Genomic DNA, 20,769 nt, shown 5'->3' on the forward strand with positions numbered 1-20,769 from the left:
CTGGCGGCTGGTTGGGCGCTAGCGGTAGCTGGGGGGCCGCAGGTTGAGCAGCTCCTCAGGAGAGCCGAGCATGTCGATGGCGACGAAGAAGATCTTGCCGTCCGGGTTGAGGGCAAAGCGCCAGGCGAGGTTCATCGCCACGTTCACCCCAAACCAGGGCGTCTGGACTTTGCCGGTGACGCGCAGTTGCTTCGAGCCGTCCGGCAGCACCTCGGCGATGCCCTGGGCCGGTCGCATATTGAGACCTTGAGCCTCCTCGCGCATGTACTTCAAGATCGCTTCGCGGCCAACGATCGGCTTTTGAAAAGGCGGCTGCAGGGCACCGTCCTCGGCAAACAGATTCACCGCCGTCTCAAAGTCGTCGCGGTTCATCGCCTCGAAGTAGGCGAGCGGCGTCGGATCGTTGATGCCATCCACCTTCAAGCCCGAGACCACAGGCTCGGTGCGCTCGAACTGGAACTCTTCGGCCTTCGGAGCGGGAGCCGGAGCGACGCTCGCATCGAAGCCCATGTTCACGACGATGTCGCGCAAAACCTGGATCTGCTGGCCGCCGTCGAGCTTTTTGATCGTGTTGAAAAGATCGTTGGCAGCAGACGACAGCTGGTAGTCCTTCGGTGCGGGGGCGACCAGACCCTGGGCCATCCACTCCGCTAGCTGGTACCAGAAGCCCAGCTTGGTGTTGGCGCTGAAGTAACCGTAGGAGCGGCTGATGGGCGTATCGGCCCGGCTGGCGATGTCGATCATCACCTGGGTCTGCTCGGCACGGGACTTCTGCTTGATCTCGTTCAGCAGGTTTTCCACCAGGCTCATGCTCGCCGCACCTAAAGCAGCACGGGTGATCGAGCGGCCTGTCTCGGTGTAGGCGAACCAGAGCAACCCCAGCCGATCCTCGATGCTCAGACGATTGAACTCTTCGAGGATGGCGGGAATGCGGCTGGGTGCGACACCGGCAAAAATCGCCTGTGCCGACGCGAGCGTAAACGGCATATTCGAGACCTCCAGTTGGGTTCGGTGGCAAGGGCAGCCCGCCACCGAACTGCCCGGACAATCGGGGCTATTCGGCGCGCAGCTGCTGCTAATAGCAATGGGAGAAAAAGAGGACTACAAGGACAAAGCCACGACGCTCAATCTAGTAAGAAAGCCATCGGATAGAACATCGGCGGCAAGCGCAACTGCAGACCCCTTACCTCCAAAAGGAACGCTTTGTAGGTTTGCTCGTGCAAGAAGGGCAAGGAGTGGAACGCCTGATAAACATTTATTAACTTTTGTTAACCCTTCTAGATGCAACTTATCGCGGATAGGTAGGACTGTCAACCTCCTGACTGGTCGTCGTCGATCCGGGCATTACTCGCCCAGGGCTTCAAGGGCAGCCTCCAGGGCGATTTCGACGTGGGCCAGGTGGGTGCCGCCCTGCAGGTAGACGACGTAGGGTTCGCGCAGGGGACCATCCGCCGACAGTTCGATGGTGCTGCCTTCGATAAACGTGCCCCCCGCCATGACGACGCTGTCGGCGTAGCCGGGCACCACGTCCGGCACTGGCTCTACGTAGCTGTCGATAGGCGAACTGCGCTGGATCGCCCGGCAAAAGGCGATGAGCTTGTCGGCAGAACCGAGGCGCAGTGCCTGGATGACATCGGTGCGCGCTTCGGTTGGACGGGGCTGCACGGCGTAGCCCAGTCGATCAAAGATGAAACTTGCCAGTTGAGCACCCTTGATTGCCTCGCCCACCACCTGGGGAGCCAGAAAAAGCCCCTGCATCAACAGCCGGTTGAAATCGAGCGAGGAGCCGCCTTCGCTGCCGATGCCGGGGGCGGTAAGTCGGGCACAGGCCCGCTCCACCCACTCGCTGCGCCCCGCCAGATAGCCGCCTGCCGGGGCGATCGTGCCGCCGGGGTTTTTGATGAGCGAACCGGCCACCAGGTCCGCTCCGACGTGGGTCGGTTCGCGATCTTCACAAAATTCGCCATAGCAGTTATCGACAAAGCAGACCGTGGCAGGGTTCTGGGCTTTGACGCGCTCGACGATGCGTTCGATCTGGTCGATCGAGACGCTCGCTCGCCAGCTGTAGCCGCAGGAGCGCTGAATGGTCACCAGGCGCGTCTCAGGCCGCACGGCGCGATCGAGGGCTTCCCAATCGATCTTTCCTTCGGAGGTCAGAGCCAGTTCGCGGTAGGAGACGCCAAAATCCCGCAGGGAGCCCTGCCCATCGCCGCGCAGGCCGATCACTTCCTCCAGCGTGTCGTAGGGAGCCCCAGCGACGGACAGTAGCTCATCCCCTGGGCGCAACACGCCAAAAAGGGCGCAGGCGATCGCGTGGGTGCCCGAGACGAACTGCACCCGCACCGCCGCCTGCTCAGCGCCAAAGACGCGGGCAAAGACCCGATCGAGGGCGTCGCGTCCCCGATCGCCGTGGCCGTAACCGCTCACCCCGGCAAAGTGGTGGGCACCGATCTGCTCGGCTTGAAAAGCAGCGAGGACGCGCTGCAGATTTTTTTTGACGCGGGCATCGACCGCAGCAAAGACCGCTGCCAGCTCCCGGCGAGCCCCGGTAAACAATTCGACGTAGGACACAGACAACCTCGATTTTCAGCGATCCTGCAGGCCGCTATCGACAAAGCTGTCCTACTTTGCCCTATTTGGGCGGATCGGGGCTACCGAGATCGCTGATGACCTTCCAGCTGCCGTCCGTCTGTTTCTTCCAGACCGTGAGGTACGAGCCGCTGCTTGTGACCGGCTTGCCGCCGGGACCGACGAAGGACGATTCGTAGCGGCCCAGCGTGTAGCCGTACTCGCCGCTGCCTTCGCCCTTAATCGGCTTCCACTTCAACTGAAAACCGGGTTGGCTGAACCCGGCCCCGTAGTAGGCCCGCAGGTCTTCTTTGCTGGTAAGGGGCCGACCGGCCATCACCGTCGCATCCGCTGCAAAGTACGAAAGAAAGCCCTCCAGTCCCCGCTTTGCCGTCGCTTCCGCAAAGTCGGTGTCGGTGCGCACCAGTCCGTCACCGACGGACTGGGCAAAAACGGGCAGCGGTCCCAGTGCCAGCCCGACGATCCCCAGGGCGATCCAGTAGCGCATCCGCTCTCCTTGCTGCTATCCGGCCCCCTGGACAGCAGGAGCCCGACTACGGTTCCTGATTCTACCTCCAGTGAAGCGGCGATCTCTTTCTATCGGTGGTGGAGAGCAGCGCACTGGGTTAGGAGGATCGATATAACTGTGAGAAATGGTCTTTTGCTATGCCTTCTTCGATCAAAGCTATTGCCCTGCTCACTGGCCTGGTTCTGACGGTGGTCAGCCCCCTGAGCGCTCAGGAAAGGCCGCCCAGTCCGATTGCTCCGTCCAGCGCGCCGACTACTCCCAGCAAGACCCTGCCCGAAATCGTTCCCTGCGACGGGAACACCAGTTCTACCGGTGCCCCCAAAGACAAGATCGCTGTCACACCGCCCGCCGACAGCCCTGCTACCGATCGCGGTGCGGTCGTGAAGCCGCCGTTTGCGACAAAAGGGGATCGCGGAGCGGTGATCTCTCCTGACAAACAATCCGGTATGCCCGACAACCTGCCCAAATGCACCCTTCCTGCTCAGCCGAGCCAACCGAAGTAACAGCCCGGCCCGCGAATCTGTACGTGCAATTACGAATTTGGGGAACGATCGAAGCGACCGGAGGCGCAGGCTGAGATTTGACGCTACCTGTCGCATTAGCCTTTCGTCTGGTCAGAATGGGTTGCACTGGAGCCACAACGGCTTGCCAGTGGGCGATTAACCGCTGAGATGCGGATGCTGCCGGAACAGACTTCGCCCTCGGGCACACCTTCTACCCAGCGCTTGAGAAACTGGATGCGCTCGCGGGTCAGTTGCGTCAGTTCCTGGCAGCGACACATCGGATAGACGCTGCCGTATTCGAGCTGAGGATTGTTCGACGGAAAGCGCGAATCTAGATGGGCGTCTCGGTAAGCGATCCAGGCCCGCTCGGCGCGGGTGAGCTTGTCTAGAAACTGTTTCTGGCCGCTGTACTGCCTGCGGATCTGCTGATAGACGCTGTTGAGCTGGCCGTCCGCTTTTTGATATTCCCCGCACGCCTGGGTGTTGAGTTCAAGCTGGCTCTGGCCATGGGCAGCAGGAAGTACCAGGCAGGTCAAAAGCGATACGAGCAAAAGAGGATGGAATTTCATCTGACGGCATCGACGGATGGACCAATTGTCCCATCTCGACGCTCAGAAAGTCGCACTCGGCGCTAGCGGTGGCCGCCGCTCGGGGCATAGAAATTGATCCGCCCGAAGCTCAAAAATTGCAGGTGCGGTGCCGGTCCGGCTGGGGCGGCGCTCACCTCAAAAAGATAAGTGCCACCGAGGCGGGGGTTGCGCATCGGGTAGAACTGGATGTTGATCTTGCTGCCTGGCGGCACTGGCTGGGCAAAGTTCAGTTGGGCCGTATTGTTCTGGACTGCGTAGTTCTGCAGCGCAATCGCCTTGCCTGCGCTGTCGCTCACCGACACCATGTCGGCACTCGGCACTGCGATCCGATCTGGAAAGCCGATATACAAACTACCCACCGCTTCACCGTTGGCCGGTACCGCCACATCGAAGCTGTAGCGGGCGTAGTTGTAGGTCGTGCTGTAGTTGTCGGTTCCAGCGTGCAATAGCGTCGGGATATGTTCAAAGTACGTCTCGCCCCGCACGTCTACTGCCATTGCCGGAGCGGCAACGGCCACGAGAACACCCGTCAGAATAAGCGCAATCAGTTTCAACATACCTGGATATAGAGCTGGCCTTCCTCGATCGTAACGGGATAGGCGCGAGTGTCAAAACCGGCCCGGTCACAGCGGCCTGTCGCCGGATCGAACAAAAAGCGGTGCCACGGGCAACTCACCCACGTCTGCCCATCCTCAAAGACCTGGCTGCCGGCCACCAGCGGCGCTTCCTTGTGGGGACAGAGATTATCGAGGGCATAAAAAGCTCCATTTACCCTGAACACAGCGATCTCACCGCCTGCCCATTCGACGAGATGGGGTTTTTGAGCACTCACCTGTGCAGCCGGTCCTGCCCAGAGCCTCTGCGTCATTCTTCACAGATTGTGGAACTGCGTCGAATCCAGGCTACCGCATCGCCCGCGATCGCAGCTTCAGCAAACAGGTCTGCTAGCATACTGCCAGCGACTGCCGGTGCTACTCTCATGGCCGATATTCTGGTACGCGACCTTGATCCTGAAACAATTGAGCGGTTAAAACAACTTGCTCAGAGCCACAATCGCTCATTGCAGAGCGAGTTGAAAGCGATCCTCGAAGTAGCAGCCAGAACACAGCGCATACACGCGGAGGTCGTAGCAAGTATCGACGCCCTCAGAGCTAGCCTCAAGCCAAGCAACCGCACCGCTGTCGAACTGTTGCGCGAGGAGCGGGACAATAACGAGCCTTATCGTTGATGCAAGCGTTGCTGCTGGCTGGTTCTTTCCAGAAGTTTACTCTGAGTCGGCAAGGCAGCTTCTAAATGAACCCTACAGGTTGATCGCACCAGATCTTTTCTTACACGAGTTGGGCAATATTGCCTGGAAGAAAGTGAGACACAGAGAAATGGCCTCAACTCAAGCCGTTCAATTGATGCGAGATTTGCGCGATCTTTCAATGCTGCAAATTCGTGCAGCCACCTCAGTGGCTGTTGCCGAGCAGGCTCTGGAAATTTCCATGCGCTACGATCGAAGCTTCTACGATAGCCTCTATCTTGCCCTTGCGTTAGAAGAGCAGCTTCCACTGATCACTGCCGATCGCAAACTCTATAACGCATTACAAGGAACTGACTTAAGCTTCACTATTCTTTGGGTCGAGCGAGTCTAATTTTCCTGGCCAAGAATTCGTTCTGCACTCAGATGTAAGTCCGCAAAAGTCGGCGAGATAATTGCCTGAGTGCTTTCAAACATGGTTTCCTCGTAGAGCCCTTCTACGAGAACCAGGACGCTCACCTTCTGTTCCAGTGGATCGATGATCCAGTACTCACCCACCCCGAAACCTGCATATTCCGAACGCTTGTAGCGGTAGTCGCGGGTGATCGATTCAGGACTCACCACTTCCACGACCAGCGGCGGTGGTGTTTGAAGCACAGCGGCAGTGTTTTCGATGTCCTCCAGCTGTTGGGCAGTAAGAATGCACAGGTCTGGAATACGCACCCGCCTTGCAGTGGTCTGGAGGCCCGTTCCGCTCTGCCGTACCTGCCAGTCCCTTTTGGAGCGATCGATCTCAGCCTGCAAGCGAAACAGCAAAAATCTCAAGATGCGCTCGTGCCTGCCGGTGGCCGGAGTCATTGCCGCGAGGGCTCCATCAACCAGTTCATGGCGGTAGTCGGTGCCGTCGTCATAGTGCAGATACTCCTCGTAAGTGAGCAGACGACCGGTGGGAACCTCCATACTTCCTCTGAACACAGGTTGAGATCACCATAGCCCTGCACACCTGCTCACGTCCACGAAGACCGGCAAATTTCGGGACGCGCCTACTGAGTGCCGCCCCACGGATCGAGGACAGACAAATTAGAGCTTTGATGGGGCTATCAGTACTTCGACGCTCTCGCTCCCCATACCAGCCAGGCAAACATGGAGCTAGCCGGAGATTGTACCGTTTGGACCTCCAGGAAAAAATTGAACTGAAACCCGTTTTGATTCTAGAGCACCGCTCTCGCCAGCAGGCCATGCACTACGAGTGTTTCAGCAAAGCGCTGCTTACCTGCCTAAGTCTCAAAGTCCGGTTCGTAACCGAACACTACTTGAACTCATAATGTACATACTTTGGTGCATTAGAAAGTTGATGCTCCTTGAGGAAATTCCAGGCGTCCTGATTGATCTGGTCGGCGATGGCATAGTAGTTGTGGTTGTGGTCCGGTATTTCCTTAAGTTCAATGGGAAAGCCACGTTTTTTTAGGACATCTCGGGTCGCCCGTACAAATTCCATTGGAAAAAATTCATCGCGTGTTCCCACCTGAATAAAGATTGGAATCTTACGATCGGCGCTGTCGATGATTGAGTACTGTTGCGGCAAAAGAGCACCAGCACTAACTGCCGCTGCTGCGAAATATTCTGACTCATCCAGAGCCATAATCAGACCAAAAACGGCTCCAGCAGAATGGCCGAACAGGTACACGCGCTGCGGATCGATCGGGTAGCGTTTCTTGAGCGATTCGACGAGGTTGAAGAGAAATTCAGGCCCGTCTACCGGTGTGGTCCACCCCGCCCGATCGCTGGCATCCGGACCAACCAGAACAATGCCTTCCTTGCTAGCACAATCTCGCCATTTTTCTAAAAGCAGCCTGCCGTCCCGCCCGGAGCCATGCAGCATGACAATCAGCGGGGCAGGAGCTTTGACATTATCAGGGACAAATGTGTAGTAAGTTCGGTCTCTGCCTTCAGAACTTATACTCTGTCTAGTGATTTCTGCAGCTGATACCGGAAAAGCAATGCATAAAAGTAAAGTGAAGCATAGAAGAAACCGTGCGATTGTTTTTGGCATCTATAAAGCTCCAAAAGTGTCCAATCATTTGCTGCTGTTCACCTAAAAAACGTAATTGGAGAGGAGGATCAGAACACCTCCTCTCCAAAGCTAGGGAAGCGGTTGGGCTCAAGGTAGTACTTGGAAGATCACATCCCAAGCCCATCTGCCGACACTGTTTTCTGCTCCATCGAAAACCCTCGAGCGGTATCTAAACTGATTACCGTACTGATCGACTTTTCTGGACTCCTTGTAGTTCAAGCTGATCCGGCTGACATCCGAGCTGCTAAGTGGAAGCATCTCACTCGATTCAGAGATGCCATTGTGGTTGATGTCAGTCCACAGAAGCAATGACGAATAAATCTTGTCTGCTGCGGTTATGAAGCCGTCACTGTCACCACCATTTTCAGATTTGTCGTACTCCGCAAGTGCGGCAAAACCATTGGGTGAGCCTGAGTCAGGCTGAGGTGAGAAATTACCGAACAGCTCTGTTCCATCGTCAATGATGCCGTTTCCATTTCTATCTAGTACTAGAAATGCATCATCTGAGCCAACAATTGGCCAAGCCGTGTGAACCTTTTTGCCGTTGCCAGCAAAGTCAAACCACACGCCCTCTTTTGCGCTAGTTAGCGCGAATCCGTTGTTGGCCATATCTATCAGAAGCGGAGTGCAGCCAGTTGGACTTGGTATGCAACTACTACAATCCGTAATGATCCCTCCTTCTGGTGTGATCACATCAACACAGCCGCCTGAACCGCCTCCAGTTGGGAACTGGACATTTAAAGGTGGATCATTATCAACAGATATATTGAATGTACTATTTCCATTATAGCCGGTTGCAGAATCCAACTTGAAATCATTTGGCGTAGTGTCTGGGTAACTGTTCAGGTGCTGGTTTCCGGGATCAGTGACGGTTGAGCAAAACCCCCATGATAGGTTGCCTGCAACGCTCGCACGAAAAACTCCATCGCCGAGCGGCCCTGCCGCCGACACGATTGGATCACACTCAACAAGTCCGCCGTCTGGGCATACCCTGCCTGCGACCGGCTTCCTCCCGACACTTTGCGCCGGGTCACAGCCAAGCGTAAGTTCCGCTCCGACAGATTGTTGTCCGGACGCACCGCCGGATTCGACAAAAACTGCCACCACTGCCCAGCGCGCTCCTGCAACGAGCGCAGCAGTTTGCTCCCTGCATAGGCTGCTTTCGGTTGCCAGGTGCGGATCGCCTGCTCCACCCGCACCCGAAACTGCTGCCCCCAACTTTGCCAACTCGCGCTGTCCCCGTCCTGCTGCCACTGCCGGTAGCGCTTGAACGCTTCGTCAATCAGCTCAATGAAGACCGCGCCGATGCCTGCTGGCTCGGCTGGATGGAGGGCGAGTTTTTTGAAATGCCGCCGCAGATGGGCCAGACACTTTTGCTGCGCCTGCACCTGATAGCCGTTGTAGGCACTGAAGTCATCACTGACGAGGGTGCCACAAAAGCGCTCGCCCAACCGACCACGCAGTTCCAAACGCGAGCGCGTCTGCCCGGCATGAAATAGACTCAGCCGCTCGCTGCCAAAGTGCCACAACCACTCTTTACACCCAGCCACCGGCCAGGGCGTCTCATCCACATACACCACCGCCTCAGTGGCCAGATGCTGCCAGGCCGCCTGCACACTGGCAGCGACCGCCAGGGCCGTGCGCTCCTTGACTGCCGCCAGCGTCCCCACCGCAGGCCGCCAGCCGCACAAGCTCTCGACGAATTCGGCTTGTTTGTCCAGACTGAGATGGCCGTAGTGGCCCAACCAACTCAGCACCGCCATGAGCGTGGCATCCAGCTCAAAGTGACCGACCAGACGGCTGGGCCACTTTGGGGTGTGGGTGCTCCGGCAGTGCGTACAGCATCCAGTCGGGCGGCGAAACTCGACGATTTCGAGAGGCCGCTCGGCAAAACAGGCCACCTGCCGCGCTTCGACGCTCAGGGTCTGCCACTGCCTCCCGCCGCACTGGGGACACTCCCCCAGCGAGACCGCTTCCAAACGGTCTGGGGTGCCGAAGCCTTTGCGGGTTTTGCCCTGATGGCCGGGCTGAGCACCCGGTTTTCTTTTCGGAACCTTGGGTTCTCCTTCGGGCTTGGGTTTGGGTGATTCGGGCTTTGTGAGGAGGTCTGCGGAGGGGGGACGGCTTGAGGTGGTGCTGTCGGTGGCCAGACGGGTTTGCAACTGTTCAACGATGCCCCCCAGGCGGGTAATGTACTCCAGCAACAAGTCAATCGCCTGCGGCTGGGGCATCTGCAATAACTCGTCACGGCTGGGCAGGGGTGGTAACGCACTCATACCGAAAGCGTACAGTCTGTTATCGCTCCGTCAAGACCAGCACGTGAATGCTTACGTGTCTGGACCATCTGCTGCTAGGCTCACGCCGTCTAGAACTAAAAACGATATTTCAGCAACTTGCACTGGCCCGATTGGCTGAGATGCAAAGGCGTAAGAAAAATTTGGAGAACCATTATTTGCGTTTATAGCTAACTCTTTCGGGTCGTATGAAATCTTGAAGTCTAGTTTGGTTATGGCTTCTCCACTGCTAGGTTCATAAACTACTCTAATTGTTACATGCTGGCCAGGACTTGCTTCAATCAAGCTTTGCTGATAGTAAAGTCTCCCTGCCTATGCTGAGGCTTTAGATAGGCATGAGAGGCAAAAAAATAAAGTAAAAGTATGAATGGAGATACAGAGAGGATTTCTGATTACTTTTAAGATGCTCATCTGCTTATTGCTCCGCTGCTAAGGAATGTGAGATTTTAGTTCAACTCTTCAGTTCTGTGTCTGTCAGCACAAACTGGTGAATATCGCTTATTCAAATTGGAGAAGGGCTTTGACTGCCTTTCAAAGAACATACTTCCATGTTTGTGTCTTCTGACTTTAGCTACATGATGGTGACTGACGTTATGATGCTAATTTAGCATCATCCTACTTACATATGGTTATTGACAAGATTCCTGTCTGTACCTAACAGGATAAGGAGTATCACTATCAGGAATGCAACCACCTTCTTGCAGAACTTTTAGTGTTTGAATTGCTTCTGAGCGAATTACAGGATCGCTCGAGTGGGTCAGCATTTTTACTGCTGAAATCGCCTTGCGTGCCGGTAAACCAATATTTCCAAGCGCAGAGAGTGCGTTTGCACGAACACTAGTATCTTCATTCTTCAAAGCGGCAGCGCTGAGTGCATCAACAGCATTATCCGGTGCTTGCGCTGCGAAAAATCCCATGGCAAGTGCGGCATTCGCTCGGACAAGTGAATCAGGATCGGTATCCAAAGTCTTGATAAGAGCATCCACTGCCTCCTGATTTATTGGTCGGATACTTCCCAACCATGACACTGCAGCGATGCGGCTAGAGGGCTCACTCTTACGAAGATTTTGAAGTGAAGGTTCAAGCATTTCTGTCGTTGCTTCTTGAGCGTAGCTCTTCTTCACCTCAATAGTTGCCGCGCTCAAACAGAGCGATGTAGTAAGGAGTGCCAGAAGCAAACCGTGCCAATTACGCTTGCCATTCATAAATTTATTACTCTCACAATTTATGGGAACAGCTTATTTCTGGAAAGTTGCCTTGTCAATGCCACAAAAGAAAATTCACAAGAATTGAGGGTACAAGATAGGAGATCTAAATACTCAACACTGGTTGAGCGCCAAGAAATACTCACCCTGGCTGCAGTAATCAGCTACTGCTTCCCAACGAAGTTGGTGTTCCAGCAAACCTGCACCGCGTTCCAACTTGATGTGCTTAAACCTCGGGCGGTTCGACCCAGCGACCGTCGGCTTTGATCAGATTGATGAGTTCGGCGACGCCCTCGCTTTCGGGCACTTTTTTGATCTCCTCGCGGCCCCGGTAGAGGGCAATAATCCCCGGTGTGCGACCGACGTAGCCGTAGTCGGCGTCGGCCATCTCGCCAGGACCGTTGACGATGCAGCCCATGACGGCGATGTTGAGGCCGGTGAGGTGCTTTGTTGCTTCGCGGACGCGGTGGAGAACGGTTTCGAGGTTAAAGAGCGTGCGCCCACAGCTCGGGCAGGCGACGTACTCGACCATCGTCCGCCGCAGGCCGAGAGCCTGCAGGATGCCATAGCAGACCGGAATTTCTTTGATTGGATCTTCGGTGAGCGAGACGCGGATCGTGTCGCCGATGCCGTCGGCCAGCAAGGTGGCGATCCCGGCGGTGGACTTGATGCGTCCGTATTCGCCGTCGCCCGCTTCGGTGACGCCCAGGTGAAAGGGGTAGTTGAGGCCGCGCTCGTCGAGCATCTTTGCAGCGAGGCGGTAGGCAGCGATCATCACCGGCACCCGCGAGGCTTTAAGCGAGACCACCAGATTGTGAAAGTGCATCTGCTCGCAGATTTCGAGAAACTCGATCGCCGATTGGACCATGCCCTCGGGGGTGTCGCCGTATAGATAGAGCATCCGCTCCGAGAGCGAACCGTGGTTGACGCCGATGCGCATCGCCTTGTCCTGCTCGCCCAGGACATCAATCAAAGGTTTGAGATCTTCGCGGATCTGAGCTTTTGCCCGCTCGATGTCTTGAGGGGTGTAGTCGCCCAACCGGGCGCGGCGGAAGATAAAAAGCCCCGGATTGATGCGCACTTTATCGACGTGGCGGGCCACCTCCAGGGCGATCGGTCCGCCGTCGTGGTGTACGTCCGCTACCAGAGGTACCGGCTGGTAGGTGTCTTCGAGGCTCTTGCGGATGCGCTCCAGGGCGCGGGCGTGGGCGATGCTCGGCACGGTGACGCGCACCAGTTCGCAACCGGCCCGGTGCAGGTTGGCGATGGCTGTGACCGCCGCCGCCGTATCGAGGGTGTCCTCGTTGATCATCGATTGAACGACGACGGGGGCGTTGCCGCCGATCGTGACGGTACCGACTCGCACCGCTCGGGTGCGGCGGCGGGGAGCAAGCAGGGCGGGAGCGGTCGAATCGAGCGTCTGCATCGGTTTGCTGGCGATTACTTTCTTTTAGATTGACACGAAATCTCGCCGCAATCAGGTGAGGAAAAATACCTAGCTCAATCTCGCCAATCCCTGAAGGGCATGTGGTACCTTGAAAAGTTGTGGCTTCTTAGTCCTTCACAATCGGGAGAACAACCGACATGGCAACTTACAAAATCACCCTGGTGACCCCCAGCGGCAAGAAGGAGATCGATTGCCCCGGCGACGAGTACATCCTGGATGCCGCCGAGCGCCAGGGACTCGATCTGCCCTTCTCCTGCCGCGCGGGTGCCTGCTCGACCTGCGCCGGCAAGATGGTGAGCGGCACCGTCGATCAGAGTGATCAGTCTTTCCTCGACGACGATCAGATCGCCGCCGGTTATGTGCTGACCTGCGTCGCCTACCCGACCTCCAACAGCACGATCGAAACGCACAAGGAAGACGAGCTGTACTGAGGCTTTACGACGACCTGCAGGGGAGTCGTCTCCCCTGCGGCAGCATCTTCAGGCATTTTCGGGGGCGGGCGGCACGGTGCCCTGCCCATTTTTTTCTTGGCTCAGGGAAACTCCGTCGTTCGGGGCACTCGCCCGGCTTGTCTCGATCGCCTCGTTGAGCCTGGCGATCGTCTCATCGAGACTCTGACGGGCAGATTCGACGAGCTTATCGATGCGCTCCTGGGCGTTTTCGCTCACCTCCCCGGCAGTGCCTGGCAGAGCATCGAGCGAGCGCTTGAGCAGTTGGCGCGTCTGTTCGCCGGAACGGGGAGCGAGCAGCAAGCCGAGCACGCTGCCCACCGCCGTCCCCAGGAGCAATCCCCCAACAAATGCACCGGCACCTCTGGCCATGGTTGCCCCTCCCTCGATTGTGAAAAACAGCAACGGCTGCTGGTTCTAGCGTACTGTCTGGGGAGCGGGTGCTGCCAAGGGTTTGAGCAAGAACAACTGCACAATTGCAGCGATGAGGCCGAGGTAGATCGGTAGCTTTGCCAGGCGGCTTTTCGCTTTTAAAGCCTCCAGCTGCAGGTTGTAGTCGGCACAGCGATCGAGCAGGGCTAAAAAGCGCGGGTTGTCGAGATCGAGGATGATCGGAAAGACTTTGCCGCTGTCGAGGTTGGTCTTGCGCAGCACATCCATCGCGTAGTGCGAAGCGTCGAGGCCCAGGGCAGCGTAGAGGTTGTGTGGCTTGCGGTCGTTGAGGTACATCGTCAGGCAAAACGACAGCAAGAAAAAGCGTATCCACAGCCGGTTGATCGTGCCCTGCAACAGATGCGGCTGGCTTTTGAGCACCAGGCCAAAAAAGTCGCCGTGGCGGTTCTCGTCCTGGCACCAGTTTTTGAAGTAGCGAAAAAGCGGGTGGATGCGGTTTTGAGGCTGGGTCTCCAGATGCCGAAAGATGGCGATGTAGCGCCAGTAGCCAATTTTTTCAGATAAGTAGGTGGCGTAGAAGATGAACTTGGGTTTGAAGAAGGTGTACTGGCGCTGGCGGGCCAGATAGGGCAGATCGAGGGCGAGATCGAGGTCGGCCAGCGACTTGTTGAGAAAACCGGCGTGGCGGGCCTCGTCGCGGGACATGCACTTGAAGCACTCGGCCAGCAGCGGGTTGCTGTCTTTGAGGCGGCGGGAAATTTCTTTGTAGAGCAAAAAGCCCGAAAATTCGGAAGTACAGGAGCGCTCAAGAAACTCGACCATCAGATCGCGCCAGCGCGGATCGAGGGCAGCGGCTTCGGCCTCGAAGCTGCCGTCGGCGGGCCGCTCGAAGTGCTTGCGGTTGTAATCGACTCGAAATTCAGCGAGCATCGCCTCGAAGTCGGCCCGCATGGGGGAGATGTCAAGTCTGGCCATCGCCTCGAAGTCGGTGGTGTAAAAGCGGGGCGTCAGCAGTGTCTCTTTTTTTTGGAGCGGCGCTTCGCTCTTTGCCTCGCGCAGGGCGTCTACCATAGCAGCCAGTTTTATCGAAGATCACGGTGCTAATCAGTCTACCAGCAGCGGCGCTGCTTTCTTGATGGCCGTGACAGAACGTAAGTGATAGGTCGGCCACAATAGAAAAAAGACGGCGTGAGCGCCGCAGGTGGTATCGGTATGCGTGGCAATTTGATCTTCGCTGCAGTGTTGTTGGTGTTTTTGTTTGCACTGGTGCTGGTCAGCTCGCGGGCCTTTTTGCCGGCGGATATGAAGGCACCAGCGCGCATGGATGCTCCTGCTGCCGGCAGTGGGCCGTGAAGGGGCTGCCGGAGGGCTATCACCTGCGCGGCGGCAAAGCCCAGGACCGGCGGCTGTTGCGCCGCTTTTTGCTCGCACTTTTTGCGGAGCAGTGGCCGGGGCAGACTGCTGCCCGGAGCGTCGATGGCCTGCTCGCCCGCGTGTTCGACCTGCGCCTCACGCCGCTGTGGTGGGTGATGCAGGGCAGCGAGGCGATCGGCTGTCTGTGGCTGGGGCGGGCCTGGGACCAGTTCAGCGGTACTCAGAATAGCTACATCCACCTTCTTTATGTGCAGCCGGAGCACCGCCGCCGGGGGATCGGTCGCTTTTTAATTGAATGGGCCAGCGAGATTGCCCGCGATCAAGGCGATAGCCAGCTTACGCTCCAGTCTCTCCCTGAGAACACCCCTGCCCTCTCGCTTTATAGGGCGATGGGCTTTCAGACGCGGGCCCTGTTTTTAACTAAGACGCTGTGATTAAAAATCGAGCAGATTGAACAGGGAACCTACGACCTCCCAGGCGTGCATCCCGACGACCAGGTCGATGCCGAGGGCACTTTTGATAGTGTACAGCAGCATCGCAAAACAGAGGCAGGCCAGCACAAGGTCAAGAAGACCCGAGGAGGAAGAAGATTTCACCGGTACAACTCGTCAGGTGTTGATATCTTTAGTTTCGCGCCGGCTGCCCCAACCAAGATGAAGGAAGTGTAAGGGCCATATCAATTTTGTGTGTGGTTTGGCTTCGGAGGCTGCCGCTTCCAGTTGCAGCGGGGCAATCTACGATAGAAAAGTTGATCTGCGGTATTGTTTGTGACCGTCCGCGTCCGCATCGCTCCCAGCCCCACCGGCTATCTGCACATCGGCACTGCCCGCACGGCTATCTATAACTATTTGTTTGCCAGACAACGGGGCGGCAAGCTCATCCTGCGCATCGAGGACACCGACCGCGAGCGCTCCGAGCCGCGCTATACCCGCTCGATCCTAGAAGGGTTTGCCTGGCTCGGGATCAGCTTCGACGAAGGCCCGGTCTACCAGTCCGACCGGCTCGGGCGCTACCGCGAGGTCATCGAAAAGTTGCTTGCCGGTGGCCATGCTTACTACGACTACACCAGCGAAGCAGAACTGGAGGCCCTGCGCGACGAGCAGCGCGCCGCCGGTCTGGCTCCGCGCTACGACAACCGTCACCGCGATCTGAGCGCCGAAGAGCGGGCGGCCTTCGCGAGGGAGGGACGCCTGCCGGTGATCCGCTTCAAGATCGAAGCGTCCCGCGAGGTGCGCTGGAACGACCTGGTGCGCGGCGAGTTGAGCTGGAGTAGCGCCGATCTCGGTGGAGACATGGTGATCGCTCGGGCCGATGGGATGCCCCTCTACAACCTGGCGGTGGTGATCGACGACATCGACATGGCGATTACCCACGTCATCCGGGGCGAGGATCATATCGGCAACACCCCCAAGCAGATTCTGCTGTATGAGGCTCTAGAAGCAGCGGTTCCTGCCTTTGGCCATGTGCCGCTCATCTTCAGCCCCGAGGGCCGCAAGCTCTCCAAGCGCGAAGGGGCGACGGCGGTGATCGACTTTGAGCGCATGGGCTACCTGAGTGAGGCGATCGTCAACTACCTCGCCCTGATGAGCTGGACGCCCGCCGACGGCCAGGAACTTTTTAGCCTCGACAGGGCGGCGGAGAGCTTCGACATCGGTCGCATCAGCCACTCGCCCGCCCGCTTCGACTGGGACAAGCTCACCTGGATGAACGGCCAGTACCTCAACGCCCTATCGGCTCGCGAGCTGACCGAGCGGGCGACGCCCTTTTTGCTCGCCTCCGGTTTTACCCTGCGCCCCCAGGACGGACCGTGGCTGGAGCGGGTCGTCCCCCTGACTGGCCGGGGGCTGGGGCGGTTGAGCGAAATTGGCAATGCCAGCCGCTATCTATTTGCCGAAGCGGTGAGCTTCGAGGCCGAGGCGCTGGGCATTCTGCGCCAGTCGGGTATCGCAGCTATCTTGACTGGCTTTCAGCAGGCGGTGGCCAGCCTCGATGGCCAGTTGCGCCAGCACTTCGAGGCGCACTTTGCTCAGATTGCAGCCCCGGTCGAGACCGACGAAGCGCTCTTCGAGCGGTTGTTCTTTGAGCAGGCACCGCTGCGCACTGTGCTTTCTAGAGAGGCGAGTGACGAGCAGCTCGAAGCGGTGGGCGCTCTTGTAGGCGATCTGCACCGGCAGGCGGAAGCAGCGCTGCCACAGCTGCTGCCGGCTCTGGCAAAGGAACTGGGCCTCAAAAAAGGCGCGCTGATGCGGCCTGTGCGCTGTGCGCTCACCGGCTCAGCCCACGGGCCGGATCTGGTCGAATCGATCGTGCTGTTGCACCGGCGCAACCGGATCAGGGGCAGGCTTGAGCAGGCGCTCGCACTCGTGAGCGCCCCTGCGGTCGTTCCATGAGCGGCGGAGCTTCCAGGCGGATCTGGGTCAGCGCCCTGCTCACAGCGAGCCTCGCTGCCCTCCCTCCCGCTTTCTCCCAGGCCACATTCCAGCCCGTCAAGCCCGAGGAAGCGGTCGGTTCCATCCTCTCCCTCAAGCAGTTCAAGCGCCAGATGCGGACTTTGTTCTCGCGGCGCAACGACTGCCAGGACGCCCCCTGCCTCAATGCGATCGGCACCCAGATCTGCGAAGCGCTCGGAGCGCTCGACGTGCGGATCGCAGGTCAGCTTACGGGGCAACCCACCGGCGGCACCAACCTGCCCACCCTCTCGATCGCCCAGGGCGATTTGAGCCTGATGCGGCTCATCTACAGCCAGTGCAGGCCCACCAACGCCCAGTACTGGCAGTTCGCTTCGGTGCTGCACGTGAGTTACCAGCCCCAGCCCGCCATCGACTCGCAGGTGCAGCGCGCCTTTGGCCTGCGCTAATCGCTCAACAAAAAGATGAGAGGCCGCACGTCCTCGGCGGCGGTCCACTCCCAGTACCTGACCAGGATCTGATAGACCATCAGTCCCGTCTCGCCCTGGCCGGTGAGGATGTAGTTGAGCGACTGCTCGGTCATGTTCTTGCGCGTCAGACCCAAAAAGATCGACACCGGATCCATCAGTTCACTGATGTAGGCGATCGTGTTGGCGATCGCCACTGCCCCCTCTACCTCGATCGTAAAGTTCTTGCCCTCCTGGCGGATGAAGAGCCGCAGGCCGCCGGAAAAGTCGCTGCAGTCGTCGCGCAGGTTGACGTGCAAAAAGGCGAAGGGATGCTCGGTGGTGTAGTAGGTGCGGATCTGGTTGGCCTTGCGCTCGCGGGGGGCGGCGGCGTTGCTGATGAGCGGCACCAGGCTGACCTGCTTGCAGCAGAGCTTTGGCCACAGCGCCGCCGATTCGTCGTCGGCAAAGGTGACCCGCTCGACCCGCAGCTCGGTCGCTCGCCTCAGGCGCGTGCCGATACCGACGGCCAGGATAAAGATGATAAAGAAGCTCGCGATGATAAGACCGTCCGGGCGCTCGCGGATGTTGTCGAGGAGCGTGTAGGCAAAGACAGCGACCAGGGCCCAGAAATAATAGCTCAGGTTGCGCAGTCGCCGGTTGCCGGTGAGGGCTGCTTCGCTTCTGAGGGCCAGGGAGACCGCCACCGCCGCCGAGAGGATGAGCACCAGCACCCCGGTGGCGTAGGCTCCGCCCTGGGCGTTGACGTTGGCTCTAAAGATGCTCACGACCACCAGATCGATCACCAGCAACGCCAGCACCAGCGGGCGGTTAAAGCGCACCCAACTCGGTGCCATGCCAAAGCGCGGCAGATAGCGCGGAATCAAATTGAGCAGCCCCGCCATCGCCGAAGCGCCGGCAAACCAGAGAATCGCGATCGTCGAGATGTCGTAGACCGTGCCCCACCCCTCGCCCAACAGCCGGTGGCAGAGGGTCGAAAGGGCGTGGTCTGAAACTGACTTGTATTCTGCTGGTGGAATCAGCAGGGTCGTAATAACGCTGGAGGTAATCAACAAAAAGCTCATCAAGACCGCCGCCGTCGTCAAAAGCGCCCGGCTGGCCCGAATCCGTCCCTCCGGCACGGGTTTGCGCGCATCGTCGGCATCGCCTCTAATCAGCGGCATCACCGCCACCCCCGTCTCAAAGCCGCTCAGGCCCAGGGCCAGTTTCGGAAAGGTGAGCCCCGCCAGAATCAGGATCATCGTCCAGTCGCCCTTGAGGGTAAGCGCCTGCTGCCAGTTGGCGAGCAGCTGCGGCTGCTGCAGGATGACGGTGAAACTCTTGAAGATGACCAGCACGTTGAGCAGAATGTAGGGCACTCCGACCGCCACCGCCAGGCCAATCGCCTCGCGAAAACCCAGCAAGAAAACCAGCGCGAGCAAGACCAGCAGCACGACGGTCACCGGGAACTGGCCGCTACCGAGGTACGGCTCGACGAGCGGGTTATCGACCAGGTGGGCGGCGGCGTCGGAGGCCGACAGCGTCATTGTGATCACAAAGTCGGTCGAGGCAAAACCGATGAGCACGAGCACGAACAGCTTGCCGTACCAGCCTGGCAGCAGTCGTTCGAGCATGGCGATCGAGCCCTGGCCGATGTAGGAGCGCCTCGCGACCTGGATGTAGATCGGCAGGGCACCGGCGAGGGTGACCACCACCAGAAGCAGCGTCGCCAGAGGCGAGATTGCCGCCGCTGCCAGCAGGGCCAGCCCCGGCTGATAGCCCAGGGTCGAAAAATAATCGACGCCAGTGAGCCAGAGTACCGCGTACCAGGGCTGGGTCTGCTCACCGTGGTGGTCCCCTCCCGGACCCCCCTCCGTCAGCCAGCGCCCTAGAGGCGTCTTGGCTGGGACTGAGTCGGGAACCGGTAACAGCGGCAGCGATTTGATGCCGGAAGTCGTCATGGCAGAGCCCACGTAAGACGAACGGACTGTATCTAAAGGTAGCGGATTGACTGGGGCAAAAACCTCTACCCCCAAACAAAAACACCGAAGCTGGGAAGCTCCGGTGACAAACTAGCATCGAGGGGGTTGGGGTCTGTACACCGGTATCTAGGCACGAGCATTCTAAAAATTAAGATCGCCCCGCAGAGCCCTCTCGATGCAACCGCGCACCGATTCTAAAAAGCGCTCCTGCGAGAAGCCCTCGGCGTGGGCGCGGATGATGCGGGAGGACCAGTCGCGCTGCTCGGCGCGCCAGACCGCCGACATCAGCGACTCGACCGATTGCTCGCTAAAGAGTACCCCCGTCTCGTCGGGGACCACCGTCTCCGTCGCTCCGCCCCGGCCAAAGGCGATCACCGGACGCCCGCACGCCTGCACTTCCACCGGCAGAATGCCAAAATCTTCTTCGCCCGGAAAGATCAAAGCCCGGCAGTTGGCAAAAAACTCCGCCAGTTGCGCGCGCGGTTGGTGGGGATAAAAGACGATATTTTGGCGCGCCACCGAGCGCAACCGCTCCAGTTCTGGCCCTTCGCCCACCACCCACAGGGGCAGGCCGAGTCTATTGAACGCTTCGACAGCCAGATCGAGGCGCTTGTAGGGCACAAAGCGCCCTGCCACCAGATAGTAGTCGAGGCTGGGCGTAGCAGCGGGGACAAAAAACTTGGTGTCCACCGGCGGATAGACGAGGGTCGAAGAGCGGCGGTAAAACTTGGCGATCCGCTGCTGGATGTAGCGGGAGTTGGCGATCAGATAATCGGGCCGCTGGGCGGCCTGGTAGTCCCAGGTGCGCAGCAGGCTCAGCACCGGCGGCATCAAAGACCCGAGGAGCGGCTTGCGAAAGTTGCGCTGGTACTCCCAGGTCATATCCCACAGGTAGCGGGTGGGGGTGTGCATGTAGCTGACGTGCAGGGCGTCCTGGCGGGTGAGCACGCCCTTGGCGAAGGCGTGGGCACTCGAGATGACCAGATCGTATTCGCGCAGGTCGAAGTTCTCGAAGGCTACCGGCAATAGCGGCAACAGGTACTGCAGGCGCTGCTGGTAGTTGGCCGTTTTGCCCAGGGGAATTTTTTGGAGAAACGACGTGCGGATGTCACGGCTGCGCCAGCACGCCGGCAGGGTCTCGGCGCTGTAGTAGCTGGTGTAGATCGGCACATCGGGAAAAAGCTGCAACAGTGCTTCGAGGACGTTCTCGGAGCCACCGTGCTTGATGAGGTAGTCGTGGACGAGGGCAACCTTCACCAGGTGC

25 protein-coding genes are annotated in these 20,769 nt (G+C 58.5%); 8 read left to right on the forward strand and 17 right to left on the reverse strand.

The annotated features are described in order from the left end of the window. Nucleotides 1–18: 18 nt before the first annotated feature. The 3 genes from GKIL_RS11080 to GKIL_RS22645 form a co-directional block, all read right to left on the reverse strand. Nucleotides 19–987 (reverse strand): orange carotenoid protein N-terminal domain-containing protein, encoded by a 969-nt coding sequence (locus GKIL_RS11080; protein WP_023173681.1) that lies wholly within the window; start codon nucleotides 985–987, stop codon nucleotides 19–21. Between the two features lie 357 nt (nucleotides 988–1,344). Next, entirely contained in the window at nucleotides 1,345–2,571 is a 1,227-nt protein-coding gene (locus GKIL_RS11085) for a methionine gamma-lyase family protein (protein WP_023173682.1), read from the reverse strand. Between the two features lie 61 nt (nucleotides 2,572–2,632). Continuing rightward, entirely contained in the window at nucleotides 2,633–3,076 is a 444-nt protein-coding gene (locus GKIL_RS22645; protein WP_023173683.1) for a YybH family protein, read from the reverse strand. 158 nt (nucleotides 3,077–3,234) lie between these two features. Between GKIL_RS22645 and GKIL_RS11095 the strand changes: the two genes are divergently transcribed. Beyond that, a complete protein-coding gene (locus GKIL_RS11095; protein WP_023173684.1) occupies nucleotides 3,235–3,600 on the forward strand; it encodes a hypothetical protein in 366 nt (121 codons plus the stop codon). Nucleotides 3,601–3,695: 95 nt separating this feature from the next. Here GKIL_RS11095 and GKIL_RS11100 read toward each other — a convergent pair whose 3' ends face one another. The 3 genes from GKIL_RS11100 to GKIL_RS11110 all read right to left on the reverse strand — a co-directional run bounded on the left by GKIL_RS11100 (nucleotide 3,696) and on the right by GKIL_RS11110 (nucleotide 5,058). Continuing rightward, a complete protein-coding gene (locus GKIL_RS11100; RefSeq protein ID WP_023173686.1) occupies nucleotides 3,696–4,169 on the reverse strand; it encodes a lysozyme inhibitor LprI family protein in 474 nt (157 codons plus the stop codon). 62 nt (nucleotides 4,170–4,231) lie between these two features. Continuing rightward, nucleotides 4,232–4,747, reverse strand: a complete 516-nt coding sequence (locus GKIL_RS11105; RefSeq protein WP_023173687.1) for a DUF2808 domain-containing protein — start codon at nucleotides 4,745–4,747, stop codon at nucleotides 4,232–4,234. Continuing rightward, the gene (locus GKIL_RS11110; protein ID WP_051382775.1) at nucleotides 4,741–5,058 is read right to left on the reverse strand and encodes a Rieske (2Fe-2S) protein; all 318 of its coding nucleotides are present in this window, start codon (nucleotides 5,056–5,058) and stop codon (nucleotides 4,741–4,743) included. The genes GKIL_RS11105 and GKIL_RS11110 overlap by 7 nt, the downstream gene beginning before the upstream one ends. 111 nt (nucleotides 5,059–5,169) lie before the next feature. Between GKIL_RS11110 and GKIL_RS11115 the strand changes: the two genes are divergently transcribed. Beyond that, nucleotides 5,170–5,418: a FitA-like ribbon-helix-helix domain-containing protein gene (locus GKIL_RS11115; protein ID WP_023173689.1), complete on the forward strand. Its 249-nt coding sequence runs from the start codon at nucleotides 5,170–5,172 to the stop codon at nucleotides 5,416–5,418. After that, nucleotides 5,411–5,827: a type II toxin-antitoxin system VapC family toxin gene (locus GKIL_RS23595; RefSeq protein WP_245595933.1), complete on the forward strand. Its 417-nt coding sequence runs from the start codon at nucleotides 5,411–5,413 to the stop codon at nucleotides 5,825–5,827. Before GKIL_RS11115 ends, GKIL_RS23595 begins: the two co-directional genes overlap by 8 nt. Here the strand turns inward: GKIL_RS23595 and GKIL_RS11125 are convergent. From GKIL_RS11125 to ispG, 6 genes are all read right to left on the reverse strand, one after another. Further along, the gene (locus GKIL_RS11125) at nucleotides 5,824–6,393 is read right to left on the reverse strand and encodes a Uma2 family endonuclease (protein WP_023173691.1); all 570 of its coding nucleotides are present in this window, start codon (nucleotides 6,391–6,393) and stop codon (nucleotides 5,824–5,826) included. The genes GKIL_RS23595 and GKIL_RS11125 overlap by 4 nt on opposite strands. A gap of 349 nt (nucleotides 6,394–6,742) precedes the next feature. After that, nucleotides 6,743–7,486 (reverse strand): CE1 family esterase, encoded by a 744-nt coding sequence (locus tag GKIL_RS11130; protein ID WP_023173692.1) that lies wholly within the window; start codon nucleotides 7,484–7,486, stop codon nucleotides 6,743–6,745. 108 nt (nucleotides 7,487–7,594) lie between these two features. Then, nucleotides 7,595–8,314, reverse strand: a complete 720-nt coding sequence (locus tag GKIL_RS11135) for a hypothetical protein (protein WP_144080375.1) — start codon at nucleotides 8,312–8,314, stop codon at nucleotides 7,595–7,597. 35 nt (nucleotides 8,315–8,349) lie between these two features. Continuing rightward, complete coding sequence (tnpC, locus tag GKIL_RS11140; protein ID WP_023173055.1) at nucleotides 8,350–9,783, reverse strand: IS66 family transposase; 1,434 nt, start codon at nucleotides 9,781–9,783, stop codon at nucleotides 8,350–8,352. A 647-nt stretch (nucleotides 9,784–10,430) separates the two neighbouring features. Beyond that, nucleotides 10,431–11,006, reverse strand: coding sequence for a HEAT repeat domain-containing protein (locus GKIL_RS23605; RefSeq protein WP_023173695.1), 576 nt, complete (start codon nucleotides 11,004–11,006; stop codon nucleotides 10,431–10,433). Between the two features lie 226 nt (nucleotides 11,007–11,232). Then, complete coding sequence (ispG, locus tag GKIL_RS11145) at nucleotides 11,233–12,432, reverse strand: (E)-4-hydroxy-3-methylbut-2-enyl-diphosphate synthase (RefSeq protein WP_023173696.1); 1,200 nt, start codon at nucleotides 12,430–12,432, stop codon at nucleotides 11,233–11,235. Nucleotides 12,433–12,590: 158 nt separating this feature from the next. Here ispG and GKIL_RS11150 point away from each other — a divergent pair, with 158 nt between their 5' ends. Further along, complete coding sequence (locus tag GKIL_RS11150) at nucleotides 12,591–12,884, forward strand: ferredoxin (RefSeq protein WP_023173697.1); 294 nt, start codon at nucleotides 12,591–12,593, stop codon at nucleotides 12,882–12,884. A gap of 48 nt (nucleotides 12,885–12,932) precedes the next feature. On the opposite strand, the gene GKIL_RS11155 is transcribed toward GKIL_RS11150, so the two are convergent. Both GKIL_RS11155 and acsF read right to left on the reverse strand, forming a co-directional pair. Then, entirely contained in the window at nucleotides 12,933–13,274 is a 342-nt protein-coding gene (locus GKIL_RS11155; protein ID WP_023173698.1) for a YtxH domain-containing protein, read from the reverse strand. A 45-nt stretch (nucleotides 13,275–13,319) separates the two neighbouring features. Beyond that, entirely contained in the window at nucleotides 13,320–14,366 is a 1,047-nt protein-coding gene (gene acsF / locus GKIL_RS11160) for a magnesium-protoporphyrin IX monomethyl ester (oxidative) cyclase (protein WP_023173699.1), read from the reverse strand. Nucleotides 14,367–14,507: 141 nt separating this feature from the next. On the opposite strand from acsF, the gene GKIL_RS25275 reads away from it, so the two are divergent. After that, complete coding sequence (locus GKIL_RS25275) at nucleotides 14,508–14,648, forward strand: hypothetical protein (protein ID WP_187293802.1); 141 nt, start codon at nucleotides 14,508–14,510, stop codon at nucleotides 14,646–14,648. Further along, nucleotides 14,645–15,103: a GNAT family N-acetyltransferase gene (locus GKIL_RS11165; RefSeq protein ID WP_023173700.1), complete on the forward strand. Its 459-nt coding sequence runs from the start codon at nucleotides 14,645–14,647 to the stop codon at nucleotides 15,101–15,103. Before GKIL_RS25275 ends, GKIL_RS11165 begins: the two co-directional genes overlap by 4 nt. On the opposite strand, the gene GKIL_RS25280 is transcribed toward GKIL_RS11165, so the two are convergent. Next, nucleotides 15,104–15,265, reverse strand: coding sequence for a hypothetical protein (locus GKIL_RS25280; RefSeq protein ID WP_023173701.1), 162 nt, complete (start codon nucleotides 15,263–15,265; stop codon nucleotides 15,104–15,106). 171 nt (nucleotides 15,266–15,436) lie between these two features. Here GKIL_RS25280 and gltX point away from each other — a divergent pair, with 171 nt between their 5' ends. Both gltX and GKIL_RS11175 read left to right on the forward strand, forming a co-directional pair. After that, nucleotides 15,437–17,059: a glutamate--tRNA ligase gene (gene gltX, locus GKIL_RS11170; RefSeq protein ID WP_023173702.1), complete on the forward strand. Its 1,623-nt coding sequence runs from the start codon at nucleotides 15,437–15,439 to the stop codon at nucleotides 17,057–17,059. After that, a complete protein-coding gene (locus tag GKIL_RS11175; protein WP_023173704.1) occupies nucleotides 17,056–17,526 on the forward strand; it encodes a hypothetical protein in 471 nt (156 codons plus the stop codon). The genes gltX and GKIL_RS11175 overlap by 4 nt, the downstream gene beginning before the upstream one ends. On the opposite strand, the gene GKIL_RS11180 is transcribed toward GKIL_RS11175, so the two are convergent. Together GKIL_RS11180 and GKIL_RS11185 are read right to left on the reverse strand one after the other, a co-directional pair. Continuing rightward, a complete protein-coding gene (locus GKIL_RS11180; RefSeq protein ID WP_023173705.1) occupies nucleotides 17,523–19,484 on the reverse strand; it encodes a hypothetical protein in 1,962 nt (653 codons plus the stop codon). The genes GKIL_RS11175 and GKIL_RS11180 overlap by 4 nt on opposite strands. A gap of 162 nt (nucleotides 19,485–19,646) precedes the next feature. Continuing rightward, a complete protein-coding gene (locus tag GKIL_RS11185; protein WP_023173706.1) occupies nucleotides 19,647–20,762 on the reverse strand; it encodes a glycosyltransferase in 1,116 nt (371 codons plus the stop codon). Nucleotides 20,763–20,769: the final 7 nt, after the last annotated feature.

It is taken from the genome of Gloeobacter kilaueensis JS1, from assembly GCF_000484535.1.
Lineage (GTDB): Bacteria > Cyanobacteriota > Cyanobacteriia > Gloeobacterales > Gloeobacteraceae > Gloeobacter > Gloeobacter kilaueensis.